This window comes from Geotalea toluenoxydans JCM 15764, from assembly GCF_001311985.1.
In the GTDB taxonomy this organism is placed as follows: Bacteria; Desulfobacterota; Desulfuromonadia; order Geobacterales; family Geobacteraceae; genus Geotalea; species Geotalea toluenoxydans.
In genome coordinates, this window is the sequence record NZ_BBCJ01000008.1 from 18971 (window position 1) to 36632 (window position 17662).

Annotated in this window: 10 protein-coding genes, 2 tRNA genes and 6 pseudogenes; 4 read left to right on the forward strand and 14 right to left on the reverse strand. The window is 52.8% G+C overall.

Annotated features, from left to right (window positions below; genetic code table 11):
* Window positions 1–8 precede the first annotated feature (8 nt).
* The 7 genes and pseudogenes from JCM15764_RS29370 to JCM15764_RS22185 form a co-directional block, all read right to left on the reverse strand.
* Window positions 9–2925, reverse strand: a pseudogene (locus JCM15764_RS29370) (SLBB domain-containing protein).
* Window positions 2926–3008: 83 nt separating this feature from the next.
* A tRNA-Glu gene (locus JCM15764_RS06465) sits at window positions 3009–3083 on the reverse strand.
* 104 nt (window positions 3084–3187) lie between these two features.
* A tRNA-Gln gene (locus JCM15764_RS06470) sits at window positions 3188–3261 on the reverse strand.
* An 80-nt stretch (window positions 3262–3341) separates the two neighbouring features.
* Complete coding sequence (locus JCM15764_RS06475) at window positions 3342–3881, reverse strand: 2-oxoacid:ferredoxin oxidoreductase subunit gamma family protein (RefSeq protein ID WP_054693791.1); 540 nt, start codon at window positions 3879–3881, stop codon at window positions 3342–3344.
* A gap of 11 nt (window positions 3882–3892) precedes the next feature.
* Window positions 3893–4636, reverse strand: coding sequence for a thiamine pyrophosphate-dependent enzyme (locus JCM15764_RS06480; RefSeq protein WP_054693794.1), 744 nt, complete (start codon window positions 4634–4636; stop codon window positions 3893–3895).
* Between the two features lie 88 nt (window positions 4637–4724).
* Window positions 4725–5780 carry a 3-methyl-2-oxobutanoate dehydrogenase subunit VorB gene (locus JCM15764_RS06485; protein WP_054693797.1) on the reverse strand — a complete coding sequence of 352 codons (1056 nt, stop codon included), beginning with the start codon at window positions 5778–5780 and terminating at the stop codon, window positions 4725–4727.
* A 92-nt stretch (window positions 5781–5872) separates the two neighbouring features.
* On the reverse strand, window positions 5873–6076 hold the full coding sequence (locus JCM15764_RS22185) for a 4Fe-4S dicluster domain-containing protein (RefSeq protein WP_243688495.1): 204 nt from the start codon (window positions 6074–6076) through the stop codon (window positions 5873–5875).
* A gap of 186 nt (window positions 6077–6262) precedes the next feature.
* Between JCM15764_RS22185 and JCM15764_RS06490 the strand changes: the two are divergent.
* The 4 pseudogenes from JCM15764_RS06490 to bioA all read left to right on the forward strand — a co-directional run bounded on the left by JCM15764_RS06490 (window position 6263) and on the right by bioA (window position 10287).
* Window positions 6263–6802: pseudogene (locus JCM15764_RS06490) on the forward strand (Ros/MucR family transcriptional regulator).
* Window positions 6803–7073: 271 nt separating this feature from the next.
* A pseudogene (gene bioB / locus JCM15764_RS06495) lies at window positions 7074–8058 on the forward strand (biotin synthase BioB).
* A 119-nt stretch (window positions 8059–8177) separates the two neighbouring features.
* Window positions 8178–8914, forward strand: a pseudogene (bioD, locus tag JCM15764_RS06500) (dethiobiotin synthase).
* Window positions 8915–8931: 17 nt separating this feature from the next.
* A pseudogene (gene bioA / locus JCM15764_RS06505) lies at window positions 8932–10287 on the forward strand (adenosylmethionine--8-amino-7-oxononanoate transaminase).
* Between the two features lie 64 nt (window positions 10288–10351).
* Here the strand turns inward: bioA and JCM15764_RS06510 are convergent.
* From JCM15764_RS06510 to JCM15764_RS06540, 7 genes and pseudogenes are all read right to left on the reverse strand, one after another.
* Window positions 10352–10762, reverse strand: coding sequence for a hypothetical protein (locus JCM15764_RS06510; RefSeq protein WP_054693800.1), 411 nt, complete (start codon window positions 10760–10762; stop codon window positions 10352–10354).
* Window positions 10763–11014: 252 nt separating this feature from the next.
* Window positions 11015–13640: pseudogene (locus tag JCM15764_RS06515) on the reverse strand (A-adding tRNA nucleotidyltransferase).
* Window positions 13640–14443, reverse strand: coding sequence for an AmmeMemoRadiSam system protein B (gene amrB / locus JCM15764_RS06520; protein WP_054693802.1), 804 nt, complete (start codon window positions 14441–14443; stop codon window positions 13640–13642). Before amrB ends, JCM15764_RS06515 begins: the two are co-directional and overlap by 1 nt.
* Window positions 14444–14519: 76 nt before the next feature.
* Window positions 14520–15104 carry an SMC-Scp complex subunit ScpB gene (gene scpB, locus JCM15764_RS06525; RefSeq protein ID WP_243688496.1) on the reverse strand — a complete coding sequence of 195 codons (585 nt, stop codon included), beginning with the start codon at window positions 15102–15104 and terminating at the stop codon, window positions 14520–14522.
* Window positions 15088–15903 carry a segregation and condensation protein A gene (locus JCM15764_RS06530; RefSeq protein WP_054693808.1) on the reverse strand — a complete coding sequence of 272 codons (816 nt, stop codon included), beginning with the start codon at window positions 15901–15903 and terminating at the stop codon, window positions 15088–15090. The genes scpB and JCM15764_RS06530 overlap by 17 nt, the downstream gene beginning before the upstream one ends.
* Window positions 15904–15917: 14 nt before the next feature.
* A complete protein-coding gene (gene trpS, locus JCM15764_RS06535) occupies window positions 15918–16901 on the reverse strand; it encodes a tryptophan--tRNA ligase (RefSeq protein WP_054693811.1) in 984 nt (327 codons plus the stop codon).
* Between the two features lie 53 nt (window positions 16902–16954).
* On the reverse strand, window positions 16955–17635 hold the full coding sequence (locus tag JCM15764_RS06540; RefSeq protein WP_012648088.1) for a site-2 protease family protein: 681 nt from the start codon (window positions 17633–17635) through the stop codon (window positions 16955–16957).
* Window positions 17636–17662 lie beyond the last annotated feature (27 nt).

A 17662-nucleotide genomic window follows, 5' to 3' on the forward strand; every position in this document is an offset into this window, starting at 1 on the left:
TGAATCCTCTATTTCAACCCGATGAAGACAGTGCCTGCAGTGAGGGCAATCTGTGAAATGATGGTCGTAATGTCCTTGATATCCCTGAGCCAGGCCGTGCGCTCAAGTTTCTGGGGCACAACAAGTGTATCCCCCGGATTCATGGGCTTTGACATGAAGCTGCCGAAGCTCCAGCTTTTGTCGTCTTCATTCCAGCGGATGCCGAACCGTGATTGCTGGCGGCTGTCTACAGAACCGTCAGCTTTTATGATGTACATGTCGTCTTCCTCTGCATCATGGTTCGGCCCTCCAGCTTGCCTGAGATATGCCGAAACCGTATTGCCGGGAAGATGGACAAATGTGGTTGGGTTGTAAACTTGGCCCATGACATTGACGACGCTGGGTACAGGCGGGACTTCAAGTACGTCTCCCCCGGACATCTCCAGATTGTAGGGAGTTTGTGGCAGCTCATTCAGGCTACCAGATGCACCACAACACGCCCCTCCGCCCTTTTCAGCTTTAACTGCTCAAGGTTCTTCTGCAGTCCCTCCAGGGAAGCCTTGGTAGCCTCCAGCTCTTCTTTCGACGCTGCCAGTGACGCCAATTCACCCTGTTTCTTGACAATGTCCTGCTCGCTACGGGAAATAACTTCTTCCATTCGCTTTTGCTGGCTCTCCTGGACCGATTTCCTGGTGAACTTTGCGCCTTTCAGATAGGCTTCATTCGTAAAGCCCCCAGCCCTCTTAATGACGGAATCGAGCTTTTCCCCTTTGGCTATGGAATAGATGCCCGGGAAGCGGAACTCACCTTTCAAGGTCACGAACCGGTCGTCGGTATCCAGCCATTCAGGGATGGATCTTACGCTGAGGACATCATCCGCCTCTAGCACTAAATTGTGCTCCGGATCGTCTGCCAAGGCGAACTTCAGGTTGACAATCTTCCGCTTCACCTGTGCCCGCCCCCCCTCGACCCTGACCCGGGTCAGCTCGGCGTTCTCAAGATGTGCGCTTCTCTTTGGACTACCGGCAGCAGTAACCAGGTCTCTGACGGTCATTCGCGGATAATAGTCATAGGTGCCGGGATTCAATACCTGCCCATTGATGGCGACGACCGGTTTTTCTTCCATCTCGGAACGGGGAAAGACCTTGATGGAGTCCTGCTCCAGGAGCAGGATGTTCTCTTTTTCTTCTCCTTGCAGAGCCAGGCGCAAGTTTATGGATGATGTCTCTTTGTGGAAATCGGGAGGCACCACTCGAAGGATCTCAATCGATTCCATATAGGAATCCGGCAGAACAGCAGCAAATGAGGGTATCAGATCGGTGATCCTCATTCCTTCCCGATACTGATACTCCCCTGGACGAACCACATTCCCCTTGAGAGTCACCACGCGGCGCAGCGCCTTGAACACAGGGAATACCTTGATCATATCCTGGTCGTGCATATGGATGCTATTCAAGTCAAGACCCTGCTGGCCAGGCTTGGCCTCGTAATCCTGCACCACCCTGGCATGGTTTCCCTCAAACCTTTCAACCTGTACCCTGGCAGTGTCTCCGGCGGCGGTGATCCCCCCGGCGAATTGCAGCACCTGGGACAGGCTTGTCTTGCCAAGGAGTTCATAAATACCCGGGCGTTTTATTTCACCGGCAACGGCAGCTACAGGCCCGATCACCGGCACCAGCAAGGTATCCCCGTTTTCCAGCCGAAGATCCTTGCTGCGGTCACCGCCAAGAAGCATGTCATACAGGTCAACTTCTTGTATCAGCTTGCCCCCCCTTAGCAGACGAACGGTACGCAGGCTGCCGTTTTTCGAGGGGCCACCTGCCTGGGAAAGGGCATTTATTACCGTGGCCAGGGAACTGACGGAATAGGTGCCGGGGGACACGACTTCGCCAACCACGTATACCTGAATGGTCCTGAGTTTACCCAGAGTGACGTTGAGCTCGTAACCCTTGAAATAGCGTGAAACCGCCTTATTGATGACTTCCTTTGCCTGGGCATAGTTGATCCCCCAAACCTTTACAGTACCGACTTTAGGCAGGGTGATTTCACCGTTACGGTCGACAACCACATCGTACTTGCCCTGCAGGGTACCCCACAGGTCGATCCGCAGGGAATCACCGGGACCGATGATATAATCCCCGCCGACGGGAAGGTTATCGCTCATGGTCAAAGTGGCAAGGCTGTTTTCGAAGAAATCATAGCCGAACTGCTTCAACTCTCTCTTGAAAGGATCAGCTTCAAGATTATCCTGGAAAGTACTTACTTTTCTGGCAAAGGATTTTTCCAGTTGGGAACCTGTTCTCCAGCAGGAAGCGGGGTCGCCTTGATTTCATTGGAAAAAATAACCTGCTCAGCCGGTTTTTCTTCCGCATCCTCTGATTCCTGTCGAAGCTGGACGGTTCCCTGAACTTTGACATAATAAATATAATTGTTGATGAGTCCGCGAAGCGTGTATTCCCGAACACTGCCAATCTCGATTTTCTTTTCATAGCGACCCGGCTCAAGGCCATAAAATAGGGTAAACTTGACCGGTGCATCGCCAGGCTTCGCCTGCAAGCCCTTCACGTCCCAGTTGAGTCGAACCAATCCGTCGCCGGGTTCAACCTTGAGAAATACTTTTGGCTTTTTGGCTGCAGGCTCTTTGGCCTTATCTTTATCCTTAAGAAGATTTGCTTTTTCAGCAAGGCTCCGCTGATCACCAAAGGTGTCTTTGTTGAGCAGGCCTCTTTCAAGTTCGCTGGAGGATCCCGTGTTGGAAAATCCTGTGCTGGAGAATCCCGAGGTGGGCTCGTTAAGCTCCCCCAAGGGCGTACCTTTCTTTGTTTCGCCGATAAAAACGCCCTGATCCTCGTTCTGCTTCGCTTCATCCACAGACAGGGCGAACGCCGGCATGGAACAAATCGAAATCAGCAATGCCACAATAAAACCTAAAATCTTCTTTTTCATCCTCTGATTCCTGAACTAATAAGTAGTAGTGACGGCAAAGCAAAAAAAAACAGCAATCCCCAATGGAGGTTACTGTTCAATAATGGTGATCCCAAGGGGACTTGAACCCCTGTTACCGACGTGAAAGGCCGGTGTCCTAACCGCTAGACGATGGGACCTGAGAATAAGTGTCTGCTGAATTGTGAATGAAGAATGATTCTCAAAAACGTTTATATCCCTCTCACACTTCACTTTTCACGCTTCACTCTTGTTTATCTTTAGATGGCTGGGGTGCAAGGATTCGAACCTTGGATGACGGAGTCAGAGTCCGTTGCCTTACCGCTTGGCGACACCCCAACATGAACGCCTTATATAGCAGATTCAGGTTGCGCCCGTCAACAGTTTTCAGCATTTTTAAATTGGTCAACAGGACAACGCTATCTGGCTTTCCGGGCGCCAGCTTCAATGGCCATGATATTGGCTGGTATGAAGCGATGGTTCCTTTCCGGCAGTACTTCCTTTAGCCCGTCCTCAAGAGCGGAAAGGGATACGGCACCGGATTTTTCCACATAGGCGCCAAGTCCCACCATGTTCACCATTCTTGCATCGCCAAGTTCCATGGCAATGTCATTCATGGGAATTTCAATGATGTTGATATCGGAACGGTGAAAGTCTTCAGTGCTGACCAGGCTGGAATTGACGATGCAGACCCCGCCGGGTTTAACCTTGGCGCCATATTTATCCAGTGACGACTGGTTGAGAACGATCATGAAGGAAGGAGTACCGATGATAGGCGAACCCACATCGCCGTCGGCGATGACAACGGTACACATGGCAGCACCACCACGTTTCTCGACACCATAGGACGGGAAGAAAGAAACGTTTCTGCCTTCGATAATGGCAGCATAGGCAAGCAGGTTACCGGCCAGGAGCGCCCCCTGTCCGCCAAATCCGGATATGAATACATCCTGTCGCATGAAGATACTCCCTACAAGTTGGCGGTGTTCTTGTAAACACCCAGCTTGAAATATTCACTCATTTCAGTTCCGACCCGTTCATTGGCTGCAAGAGGATTCATCCCCCAATTGGTCGGACAGGCTGAAAGAACCTCGATGAATGAGAAACCTTTTCCCTCCACCTGGTATTGGAAGGCCTTCTGTATCTGTTTTTTTGCATCCATCAGGTTCTTTGGGGAGTTAACCGCCACTCTGGCGGAAAAGGCGACCCCTTCCAGTTGGGCCAGAAGTTCTGCCATTCTGATGGGGGCGCCATCCTTGGCTTTGTTTCTGCCATAGGGCGAAGTGGAGGTTTTCTGTCCCACCAGTGTCGTCGGAGCCATCTGGCCACCGGTCATACCGTAGGTGGTGTTGTTGACGAAAAAAACGGTGAGATCTTCACCGCGGTTGGCTGCGTGAATAATTTCTGCAGTGCCGATGGCTGCCAGGTCACCATCCCCCTGATAGGTAAAGACAAAGTTTTCCGGCTTGGCCCGCTTTACGCCTGTGGCAACGGCAGAAGCCCGGCCATGGGGAGCTTCGACCACATCCACATCGAAATATCCGTAGAGGAACACCGAGCAACCGACAGATGCAACGCCGATGGTCCTGTCCTGTACTCCAAACTTGTCAATCGCTTCGGCAACCAGACGATGGATGGTCCCATGATGGCAACCGGAGCAGAAATGGGTCTGTACATCCTTCAGACTTGCCGGTCTTTTGAAAACCTGCTGCATAATAATCCTCGTAAAAGTTCGAAGTTCGAGGTTCAAGGTTCGGAGTTCGAGGTTTGCCCCTCACCAATCACCAATCACCAATCACCGATCAATAATGTTTCTTGATCTGTTCCAGCAGCTCTTCCGGAGTAGGCAGCGACCCTGCACCTGGCGGTCTGCCATAAAAGCTGACTTCTGCATCTTTAGCCACGGAAAGCCTCACATCTTCAACCATCTGGCCGGTATTCAGCTCAATGACCAACACTTTCTTGCAGGTTCTGGTCTGCTCTAGAAATGCCTTCTCCGGGAACGGGAAAAGGGTTATGGGACGCAACAGCCCCACGTTAAGCCCTTCTTCCCTTGCCATCATGATGGCTGTTTTGGCAATTCTCGCAGTGGAGCCGAATGCCGAAATCAGCAGATTGACGCCGGCAGTTTCATATTCCTCCCAGCGAGCCTCCTGCTCCTTCAGCATCTGGTATTTGGCGTGGAGCTTCCAGTTATGGGCCTCCAGCTCACCATCACCAAGAAAAAGGGATTTGACGACACGCTGCTCTCCGCCACCTTTACCGCGCACAGCCCAATCTTTGGCAGGCAAATCCCGCACCGGCCTCTTGTTGGCCACAAGGCCTTCCTTCATCTGACCGATAACGGAGTCGGCAAGTATCATGGCCGGCATCCTGTACTGATCTGCCAGATCGAATGCAAGCATTGTAAGGTCATACATTTCCTGGACCGATGCCGGAGCAAGGACGACGACATGGTAGCCGCCATGACCTCCCCCTTTCACACTCTGAAAGTAATCGGCCTGTGAAGCATCGATTCCCCCAAGGCCGGGGCCTGAACGGGAAATATTAACGATGACGCCGGGAAGCTCTGATCCGGCCATGTAGGATATTCCCTCCTGCTTGAGGGAAATTCCCGGGCTCGATGAGGATGTCATTGCTCGAACCCCGGTAGCCGAGGCACCAAGGAGCATGTTAATGGAAGCGATCTCGCTTTCAGCCTGGATAAATTCACCTTCCAGCTTTGGCAGCTCCCGTGAAAGATATTCGGGAATGTCACTCTGTGGCGTAATGGGATAACCGAAGTAATAGCGGCAGCCGGCCTCTATGGCAGCCATGGCCACTGCTTCGTTTCCTTTCACAAAAAGACGCTTTGTCAAAACTACCTCCGTTGTTAAACACGGGTGAGCAATTTCTGCAGATGAGAAACTGTGTATGAAACAGCTTGAACCGGGACTGGAAAGTCTATGGATTATTTGAAGACGGCAATGGCAACATCGGGACAAATCTCACCACACAGTGCACAGCCTGTGCACTTATCTGCTGAGGAAATGCGAGCAGGAGTATAGCCCTGATTGTTTATCTTGTCACATAAAGAAAGCAGCTTGTGTGGACATGCTATTGTGCACAGGCCGCATCCTTTGCATCGTTGTTCGTCAATCTTTATCATTGCCATGTGAAGTGCTTCCCTTGTCACTCAACGCTATGCTAATCAGGAAGGCCAAATTATCAGATATGTCTCTGATCAGTCAACGCTTTTTATTTATAAAGACCACCTTTTTTCTTGATTTAGAGAAATAATATAGTTAAATATAAAAACCTTGAATAAATATTCTCTTGTCTTGACAAAGGAGGAAGTAAAATGGCCTCAACCTTATTGGAACTGACAGCAAGCATTGTTTCTTCACATGCATCAGTATCAGAGATGTCCAGTGAAGAACTGCTTGCCGAACTGCAGAAAGTTCACGCAGCACTGCAAAAATTGGAAGCACCAGCAGAAGCGGAATCGGAAAGCAAGACTCCAGCCATCTCACTGAAAAAAGCATTCCAGCCGGATCAGGTCTCCTGCATGATCTGCGGCAAAACCGGCATGAAGACCCTTGCCCGCCATCTGGCCCAGGTACATGACATGAAGCCGGGAGCATACAGAAAACAGTTTGGGATCCCATCCACCAGCGCTTACTGCCAAAAACTTCTCTGAAGCCAGAAGGAAAATGGCTCAGGACCGCGGTCTCGCCGACAACTTGGCCAAGCTAGAGCCGTAAGAGCTGCCAAGATAAAGGCAAAAGCCGCAACCGACGAAAAGGCAGCAAAACCGGCAAAGCCTGCCGCCAAAGCCGCTCCCAAAGCAGCCACAAAAAAGAAAACAGCAAAGATATCGGCAAAGGCAAAAAAACCCTGAAATTTGCCCAAGCTATGGAACCCAGGCGTAACCGATCTACGCCCGGGTTCCGAACTGAAGCTGCCCCAGCAGTAGTTTTTCGACAGTCAGTCATCCCCTTCTTGCCCCTATAGATTCTCACATTTCACAATCGCACATATTCCCAAACATCCACTTTCTATAAAACTGCCATGGTTTTACGTCCTGGCCCGTTGTTACTCGTCAACCATTTATCTAAAACCGGTTGACAAGGCTGACCTGCTGTGATAAATCCGATTTACGGAGGCAGCAGATGAAAATGAACCTGGAAAAACTAAGCGAACGCATTATTGAAGGTGGAGATATTATTATTGAAGAGGCACTGGAGCTGGCAAATCTTCATGGTTCAGCTTTGTACCCGCTGTTTGGTGCAGCAAGTCGCATCAAGGAGCACTTTGTCGGAGACAAGGTCTTCCTCTGCTCCATTGTCAATGCCAAATCGGGCCGGTGCCCGGAAAACTGCTCGTTTTGTGCCCAATCGGCCCACCACAAAACCGATGCCCCGGTCTACTCATTGATCGATGAGGAGCGAATGGTGGCCTGCGCCAGGGAGGCGGAAAAAAACGGCTCATCCTGTTACGGCATCATAACCAGCGGCACATCAATCAAGAAAGGGGAAGAGCTGGAACGGATCTGCAATGCCGTGCGACGCATCCGCCGGGAGACAGGCATCACCCCCTCGTGTTCACTGGTATTATCGATCATGAAACAGCATCTGCCCTTGTTGAAGCGGGCGTGGAAACCTACCATCACAACCTTGAAACTGCCCGCAGCTTTTTCCCCAACGTCTGCACCACCCACGACTATGAAGAAGATGTGAACACCGTACGGGTCGCGAAAAAAGCTGGGCTGAAGGTTTGCTGCGGAGGCATCTTCGGCCTGGGAGAAAGTGTGGCCCAGAGAATCGAGATGGCATACATCGGGAACTGGATGTGGACTCGGTTCCCCTTAATTTCCTCAATCCAATCGCAGGAACAAAACTGGAAAATGCACAGAACATAACCCCCATGGAATGCCTGCAAACCATCGCCCTCTTCCGCCTGATCCTTCCCACAAAGCGGATTTCGATTTGTGGCGGCCGGGAGAAAAACCTGCGCGATCTGCAATCGTGGATCTTTTTTGCCGGCGCCAGCGGCACCATGATCGGCAATTATCTGACCACCACCGGCAGGGCTGCCGAGGAAGACTGGCAGATGCTCAAGGACCTGAACCTGTCGGTGGCGAGCTGCTGCGAGTAGCGGTGATTGGTGATTGGTGATTGGTGATTGGTGATTGGTGATTGGTGATTGGTGGTTGGTGGTTGGTGGTTGGTGGTTGGTGGTTGGTGGTTGGTGATTGGCTAAATCGGAGGCGGTGAATGGCAAACTGTAAGGGGATATTCATTACCGGCACAGATACCGGTGTCGGCAAGACTATTGTCTCGGCTGTGTTAGCACGGCTCTTGGCTAATAAAGGATTGTCTGTCGGGGTCATGAAGCCGGTCACCAGCGGCTGCATGGAGATCGGAAGTAAACTTCTTTCCGAAGATGCAGAGCTGTTGAAATGGGCTGTGCATACACGTGAAGACGATCCTGACATGACCCCTTATCTGCTCAGGGAACCGCTGGCCCCTTCAGTGGCGGCCGAACTTGACAAGGTCCGCATCGACTTTTCCATAATCAAGGCTGCTTACGAGCGGCTGGCAGCAAAGCATGACTTTGTCATTGTCGAAGGTGCAGGCGGACTGATGGTCCCCCTGGCCGGTGGGCTGTTGACTGCGACCTGATCAATCACCTGAATCTTCCAGTCGCAGTCGTCGCCCGTCCCAACCTCGGCACCGTCAACCACACCCTGCTCACCACTTTTACCGCAAGACAGATGGACATTCCTGTCAAAGGGATCATCGTCAACAATTATCCTTCAGCTCCGAACAAGGCCGAGGAATACGCGCCGCACATGCTGGGCTCCCTTTCCGGGGCACCGCTGCTGGGGGTTTTCCCGCACAGCCCAAGGCTGGATCAACACACCCTTGTGGAAGAGATTGTTTCGATCCTTGAGCAGGACCCGGCAACGGCGTTGATGCTGCGTGAATTAGGGGCTGGCGCAGCCTTATGAACAAAGGAGAGCACAAGGTGAATAAATACGATACACAAACCCTTCAGGAATATGATCGCCGCTATGTCTGGCACCCCTTCACCCAGATGAAGGAGTGGGAGGAGGACGAGCCGATTGTCATTGAACGGGGTGAGGGATCATACCTTATAGATACAGACGCACCCGCTATCTGGACGGGGTTGCCGCAATATGGACCAATGTTCACGGCCACTGCAAGAAAGAGATTAATGAGGCGATCAAGGCCCAGGTTGACAGGCTTGAGCACTCGACACTGCTGGGCCTGGCCGGCGAACAGCCTGCGCTGCTCGCCAAGCGGCTGGTGGATATTGCCCCGCCCGGCCTTTGCAAGGTTTTTTACTCCGACAATGGCTCAACCGCTGTGGAAATTGCCGTAAAGATGGCCTTCCAGTACCAGCAGCACCAAGGGCACACCGGCAAGACAAAATTCATCTCCTTCACCAACGCCTACCATGGTGACACAGTTGGAGCCATGAGCGTCGGCGGCATCGACATCTACCACGATGTCTATTCCCCCCTTCTCTTCCCCACCATCAAGGCACCGGCACCTTACTGCTACCGCTGCCCCATGGAAACCTCGGACAGCTCCAGCTGCGGAAAGTTATGTCTCAAGGAGCTGGAACGGTTGATGGCTGATCACGCCCACGAACTGGCGGCCCTGGTTATCGAGCCCGAGTGCAGGGCGCCGGTGGATGATCACCCAGCCGGAAGGTTTTGTCCGGGCGGTACGCGAGCTGTGCAACAAATATAATGTCCTCATGATCGCCGACGAGGTGGCAGTGGGTTTCGGCCGGACCGGCGCCATGTTCGCCTGTGAAAAGGAAGGAGTAACTCCTGACCTTATGGCCTTATCCAAGGGAATTACCGCAGGTTATCTCCCCCTGGCAGCAACCCTTACCACCCAGCAGGTTTACGATGCCTTTCTTGGGGAATACCGTGAGCTGAAGACCTTTTTCCATGGCCACACATTTACCGGCAATCCAATTGCCTGTGCAGCCGCACTGGCCAGTCTGGACCTCATTGAGAAAGAACAGCTGCTGGCCAATCTGCAACCCAAGATCGAGTATCTGAAAGACCGGCTGAATTCTCTACAATCGCTGGCTCACGTGGGTGATGTGCGTCAGGAAGGACTCATCGGCGGCATTGAGCTGGTGAGAAACAGGGCAACAAAGGAAAGCTACCATTGGGAGGAGCGAATCGGGGTCCTGGTATGCAGAGCTGCGAGAAAGCACGGGATTTTCCTGCGACCCCTGGGGAATATCATCGTCGTCTTCCCTCCCCTGTCCATCTCGCTGGAAGAACTCAAGGAGCTCATGGACGGTATCGAAGCATCGATCCGTGAGGTTACGGAATAAGAGACAAAAAAAGGGGCCCTTTAACCGGCCCCTCAACCAAAACTGCAATCCCTCCTGCAAATCCTCAGAAAGTACCGCGAAGAAATTCAGCCATAACGACAATGGGCGTCTGCCCTTTTGAATTGGTTTCCTTGATGTCAGGCATGATGGTCGGCATGGCGAACTTCACCTTACCGTCTTCCACCTCCATCAGGGAGCGGGTCCCTTTGAAAACACCGTAGCCGGCGCCTAAAAGAGCTCCTGCCGCAGCACCATATGCCAGACGGTCCACATGGTCTGCTGGCCTTCTGGTAAAGGCAAGCATGGCGCCACCAACCAATGTGCCCGCCAAACCACCATAAATTGAATTGACGAAAATTTCCTTGAAAGGATTCCTCTCCACGTGGTTTTGATCATCCGCAGCAAAGGAGGGAGCTGTAAAAGTTGTAAGAAAGACTGCTGCCAGTAAAAAGGTAAATTTCCTCAGTCTGTTCATTTTCGCTCCTGGATTTGTTCCAAACAGCCACATGGCAGCAATATCCGGACCAAACTTGGTAAATAAGCCATATTGGGCTAAGAGGACATCTCGGAGTTACTCTGGTTTGGGCTTCAATGAAAGGCTGGGCTTGATTCGCTCTTGAATAAGCTTGATATGCTACAGTTTTACCCGATGGAGCCTTATGTTTATGTGACTGGGGGCACCGGAAATGAAAGTAAGCCTTTTGGAGGAGGGATTGTTGCAAATTTGCTACAGTTTCTTCAATTTATGCCTCACCAGTTCCAGCTCGTCTTCGCGGCTGATGACCCTGCCATCCAGACGTGCCTTCAGCACAAGGTCGAGAAGATCCTTATAAAGAGGGCCCGGCGGCACTTGCAGGCGTTTCAGGTCATGACCGGTTATGAAGCAGCGAACATTCTGCAGCTGGGTAAAATAGAGGGACAGCCATTTTTTGACTTCTTCACTGCCGGTTTTTGCCATCAGATAGAGCAGGACTTCCACAGGAAGATCTTTCAGCAGAAAGTAGACCTCACTCTTTTCAATGGCGCCGGTCCTGGCAATTTTTTTCTCGATTGTGACAAGCGCCTCCTCACCCTGCCTGCGCGTCTCGAACAGCTTCTCCCGGTAATGTTCGCTGACCGCCAGCCTGGTGCATGCTCCCCACAACTGATCATGGGTCAGGGATTCGCACAGGGCGAGAAAATAAACCGCCCAGCGCTCGTAGGCCCGGTTAAGGAACAACAGGTCGAACCAGGAAATGATCCTGCGTGCTTCTTCCAGCATGTTTCTCGTCCCGATAGTCAATTCCAGCTCCGGATGGATGAACCGGAGAAGGCCGAAAGAGGCCATCCGCTCGATGGCTTTCAATGGCTCATTCTCACGCAGGATATAAACCAGCTCGGTCAGAAGCCTTTTACCGCCCAGCTTTTCAAGAAAATCCATCTTGACCGCGTTCTTGATGAGGTTCTCCGTATGCTTGGCAATGGTAAAATCAAGACGCTGCTCGAAACGGATGGCGCGAAAGACACGGTCGGGTCTTCAACGAAGGACAGATTATGCAGAACCCGGATCAGACGATCCTGCAGGTCCCGTTGCGCCCCGAAAAAATCGAGCATAACCCCGAAATCCGCTTCATTGAGCCTGATGGCCAGGGTGTTGATGGTGAAATCACGGCGATAGAGATCCATTTTCAGTGAAGAGCGCTCGACGGTGGGAAGTGCTCCGGGTGAAACATAATATTCCAGGCGAGTACTGGCCACGTCGATCTTGAAACCGTCGGGAAAGACAATCACCGCCGTACCGAATTTATCATGGCTCTTGACCCGGCAACCGTACTGGCCGGCAAAGGTCTCGGCAAAGAGTATCCCGTCTCCTTCCACCGTCACATCCATATCCAGATTGGGTACGTTCATCAGCAGGTCCCTGACAAATCCCCCCACCGCAAAAACGGGAACGTCAAGGGAATCACCCACCCGGCCAAGATCATGAAGAATCTGCTGAATCCGCGGCGCCAGGTTTTTGCCCATCAGCCCCCTGACCTCCTTGCTCTTCATGGGCACGGCATTACGTGCAAGATCGTAAAGCCCTTCGCCGTTGTGCATGTAGCGAAGAATGTCGGTACGCGTCACTACCCCTGCAAGCCGGCCCTTGTCCAGGACAGGGACCATGCGCCGGTCGCGCCCGATCATGTAGTCCTGGATTTCCTTGATGCTGGTATCGGGTGCGGCGGTCATAAACTCGGAATGCATGTAATCGGTGACAGGACCTGACCAAGGTTGTGGTAGAGGGATTTTTCCACAATTCTTCTGGATATTATGCCGGCCAACCGCTTATCCTTGATAACCGGCAAGGCATTGACATTGTAGCGGGTCAACATGTCCCGGGCCTCTTCCATGGTTGCCGTGGCATCAATGGTTTTCACCGGTGAAGACATGATGTCTCCGGCAACCCTTTTCGGATTGACCCTTGCCCGCAGGACCGTTTCAAGCTTCTCCAGGACCTGGATAACCGTCAGATCCTTAATGGCTGCCGAAGCGGCAGAAGAATGACCGCCGCCGCCGAATTCATGAAGGATATCGCTGACATTCACCTCGGGAATCCTACTTCTGGCAACGATATAAACCCGACTCGCCATGCCGACAACTACAAAAAGAGCCTCCAGGTTTTCCATATCCCGCATCATATGGGCAAGAACGGCAATATCCCCGATGTAGTAATCGACCGAAGCCTGGGCGATTGAGATCTCCACCCCGTGGAGCTCGGTGGTTTTCAGGGATTTCAGCAGGTCGTTCAAAAGAGAAACCTGTTCGGCAGTAAGTTCCTGGGTTATGAAGTCGGCAACGGTATTGAGGCTGGCTCCATGCTCCAGCAGCCAGGCTGCAGCATGAAAATCTTCGGTTGTGGTCGAGGGAAAGATGAGGCTGCCGGTGTCTTCGTAGATGCCGAGCATCATCAGCGTCGCTTCGGTAGCGTTTACATTTATCCCTTTCTCCCGCAAGATGGAGGTAAGGATGGTGGTAGAAGACCCGCTGGCGCGGATCACACCGCCGGTTGGGGAGATGTCGCCCGATGATTCGGGGTGGTGATCATAGATATGGATTTCCAAACCCGGCCGGTTAAGGATTTCCGAGAATCTTCCGATGCGTGAGGAGTGCTGACAATCAACGAGGATGAGGCGGGTGATGCTGTCCAGGTCAAGATCCTTCAGCCTGGTGAAATTGAGGGCATAGCCGGTGGATTTGAGGAAAAAGTCGCGCATGCTTTTTTCCTGGGCTCCGGAAAAAACCATCAGCGCGTCCGGATAGAGCTTTTTTGCTGCAACCATTGCCCCAAGACAATCGAAATCGGCATTCACATGGGTGGTAATGACATCCATCACTTTACCGTTAGAGCTGCATAGGCCACAACCTGGCGGTTGTCTCCCGTAACATCGCCGCTGGTGGCGTACTGTACCAACCTGGCCCCGGTTGCCCCGAGTCCCTTGGCCGCGACAAGCATGACCGTGGCAGGAACCACACCGCACATGGTGATATCCTTCTGTGCGCAGACCAGTAACAACCCTTCAGCATCAAGGGCAAGCACCATGTTAATGGCTTGTTCATCCTTCTGCTTTGCGCTGGCCGCAGTCTCATAATGGGTCATGTCGCTGCTTGCCACGATCAGAACCTCATCGCCATATTCCCTGATGGCAGCGGCAATGCCCGAGCCCAGCAGGAGGCAGCTCTTGAAGTCGCGGAACCCCAGGCAAATAGGGACAATGCTGACGTCCGGCCTGAGAAACTGGAGAAAAGGGAGTTGAACCTCCAGGGAATGTTCAAAGATATGGGCTTTCTGATCTGCTTCAACGATAGAGGAGTGTTTTTTGATGAGGGTAGCAAGGGAACTGTTTACCGGTGCAGTCCCAAGGGGGGTCTGCCAGCTTCCCTCGGGAAAGATGGCGGCACGGGCGCCGATGCCATGATGGTTGGGGCCAAGTATGACGACCGTCGATGGAACAGCCACCTCGCCGAACAGTTTGCCGGCAACGGCACCGGAATAAACATATCCCGCATGGGGGGAAATGACACCAAGGACCTTCTCCCTGACCGGCGCCGGCGAAATCATTGCCTTTAACTGGGCTCGCAGTTTGTCCGGATCATCGGTGTAGAACTGACCTGCTACTGCCGGCTGACGAATCATGACGCCTCCAGTTGGCTATTAACAGTCGCAGCAAGAGAATATTACCACAACCGCTGCACAGCACCAGTACAGACTGCTATTGTTCAGGCTGTTCCGGATCATCAAGGGGCAGATCCTGCTGGGCTGAAAAGGCATCTGTCGGAGCCAGTTCCTGGATCTCCTTCAACGACGGCAGGCTGGACAGGTCTTTCAGGTTGAACAGTTCGAGAAATTCCCTGGAGGTGCCATAGATCAGCGGTTTGCCTGGAATTTCCTTTTTGCCGAGGATCTTCAGGAGCTTTTTTTCCAGCAAGCTCTTAACCACCCCGCCTGAATCGACACCGCGCAGATATTCAATCTCGGCACGGGTTATGGGTTGGCGGTAGGCAATGATGGCAAGGGTTTCCAGGGCCGACTGGCTGAACTTCGTGGTTTTGCTGCGGGTTAGCCGGCGAAGATAATCCGCATTCTCCGGTCGACTGCGAAACTGGTATCCACCGGCCACCTCTGCCAGAACAATACCCCTTGCGGAGTCCCGGTACTCTTCGACCAACAATTCCAGCGCTTCGCGTATCTCCGGCCGTTCGTGCTCTTCGAGGACTCCGCAGAGCCTGTCCAGGGAGACCGGCTGCTCAGAGACGAATATGAGGCTCTCGACAACTGATTTAAGATTCGCCGACATGGGCATTCCCTTCTTCGACTTCCTCAGGCTCATCAGCGCCATCGGCCACCGCAGGCATGATCCAGATGGTACCCTTTTCTTTGACCTGAGTGATCCTGATCATCTTCAGTTTGCACAGCTCCAGAACGGCAAGGAAAGTGATGACAAGTGCATCCCGAGTAACGTCGCCGATAAAAAGAGATTCAAAGGTTACGGCTTCCTCCCCCTCCAGCAGGGCTAGAACCTCGGTTATCCGGTCGGCGATGGAGAGGCCGTCGGCGCCTACTTCATGGAAGCTGTCCGGAGAGATCTTTGCCAGCACGCGCTGAAAGGCCTCAATCAGCTCGAACAGCTCCACATCCGCAGGTTCTTCTTCAGCTTCTAAGGAGGCAAGTTCGGGTGCAGGAAATTTGCGGGCAAACAGGTCCCGGCCCAGCAGCTCGCATTGGCCGAGGGTGGTGGCGGCTTCCTTGTATTTCTGGTATTCCAGGAGCCTGCGTACCAGCTCGGCCCTCGGGTCTTCCTCTGCCTCTTCGCTCTCTTCTTCCACAGTAACAGGAAGAAGCATCTTCGACTTGATCTGAAGAAGCGTTGCCGCCATGACGAGAAATTCGCCGGCAATATCCAGATTCAGATCCTTCAGCAGGTCGATGTAATCCAGATACTGCCGGGTTATGGCAGCAATGGGAATGTTGTAGATATCGACTTCATTCTTCTTGATCAGATGCAGGAGCAGGTCGAGGGGACCCTCGAATTCCTCAATGTTCACCTGATATGAAACATCGGTGGGAAACAGGGAGTTTTCGGTAGTCAAATCCATAGGATGAGTGGCCCCTATACTTTCAGGGCAGCCCTCACATCGGTCATGGTTTTGCCGGCTTCCTCGGCAGCCTTGACTGCGCCGTTTGCAAGCACCTCATCGATCAGTTCCGGTTTCTCGGACAGCTCTTCACGTCGGCTGCGGAAAGGAGCCAGGGTGTCGATCATGCACTGGGCCAGAATCTTTTTACAGTCCACGCAGCCGATCTGGGCACTGCGACAGGCGCTGACAATCTCCGACCGTTTCTCCTCGGGCACATACAGGCTATGCAGGGTGAAGGCCACGCACCGATCCGGCTCGCCCGGATCACTACGCAATGGGCGCTGGGCATCGGTCACCATGGACATGACCTTTTTCCGTGTCTCTTCGGCGGTGTCAGAGAGGAAGATGGCATTGCCGTAAGACTTGCTCATCTTGCGTCCGTCAAGCCCCACCACCTTCGGGGTCTCGGTAAGAAGGGCAGACGGCTCCGGGAAAACCTCGCCATAGAGGTAGTTGAAGCGGCGGGCTATTTCCCGGGTAAGTTCCAGGTGCGGAATCTGGTCCTGGCCGACAGGTACGCGGGCCGCTTTATAGACAATGATGTCGGCAGCCATGAGCACCGGGTAACCTAGAAAACCGAAGGTGGAAAGATCCTTGGTCGTCAGGTTTTCCTGCATCTCCTTATAGGTTGGATTGCGCTCAAGCCAGGAAACGGGGGTGATCATGGAAAGAACCAGGTTAAGTTCCGCATGCTGCGGTACCTGACTCTGGATGAAGACGGTACTTTTATCGGGATCGATGCCGAAAGCCAGCCAGTCGAGCACCATGTCGCGGATATTGTCCCGGATCCCTTCCGTATTGGCATATTCGGTGGTCAACGAATGCCAGTCGGCAGCAAAGAAGAAACATTCGAATTCCTGCTGAAGTTCGAGCCAATTGGAGAGTACCCCGTGGTAATGCCCCAGGTGCAGCTTTCCGGTCGGCCTCATGCCGCTGACGATACGTTTGTTTTTCATTTGGTACTGACTCCTTTTGGATATTTGTGGTGCAGAAAGCGCATGGGTGCGCTTTATCGCATGAGCAGCTTGGTGACACTGAAGACAAGGCTGCTTTGCGGACCGGCCAGCAGGTGAATCCCGGCGCTTAAAATCGGTAGCAGGACATAACTGAAAATGTCGGTAAAAAAGACAAGGGCAATAATAATGATCATGCCATATGGCTCAAGCCTCGAAAAAGCCTCGGACTGGCGGTAGGGCAGTAATCCTGCGGTAACCCGTCCCCCGTCCAGCGGCGGCATGGGGATCAGATTGAAGATGGCCAGCAGCAGGTTGATATAAACTGAAAAGCCGAGCATCAACGCTACCGGTTCAACAACCGATTGAACTGCCGGCATGGAGGACCCATCATAGGTGAGAGTGGCCAGGACTCGCAAGGCCAGAGCGGAAACCGCTGCCAGGATGAAATTGGTGATGGGACCAGCCGCGGCAACCCAGATCATATCCCGTTTGGGATGTCTGAGGTTGTTGAAGTTGACCGGCACCGGCTTCGCCCAGCCGATGCCGACAATGAAAATCATCAACGTCCCGAAAATATCAAGGTGCTTCAGGGGATTAAGGGTCAGACGGCCCATATAGCGGGCGGTATTGTCACCGAACTTGTCGGCGACGAAGCCGTGGGAAACTTCGTGGCAGGTAATGGCCATCAGAGCGGGAACGAGCATGATTGAAAGCTTGAGGAAAAAATTCTCCATGAAACTCCTGGGATTCTCGATGATTGA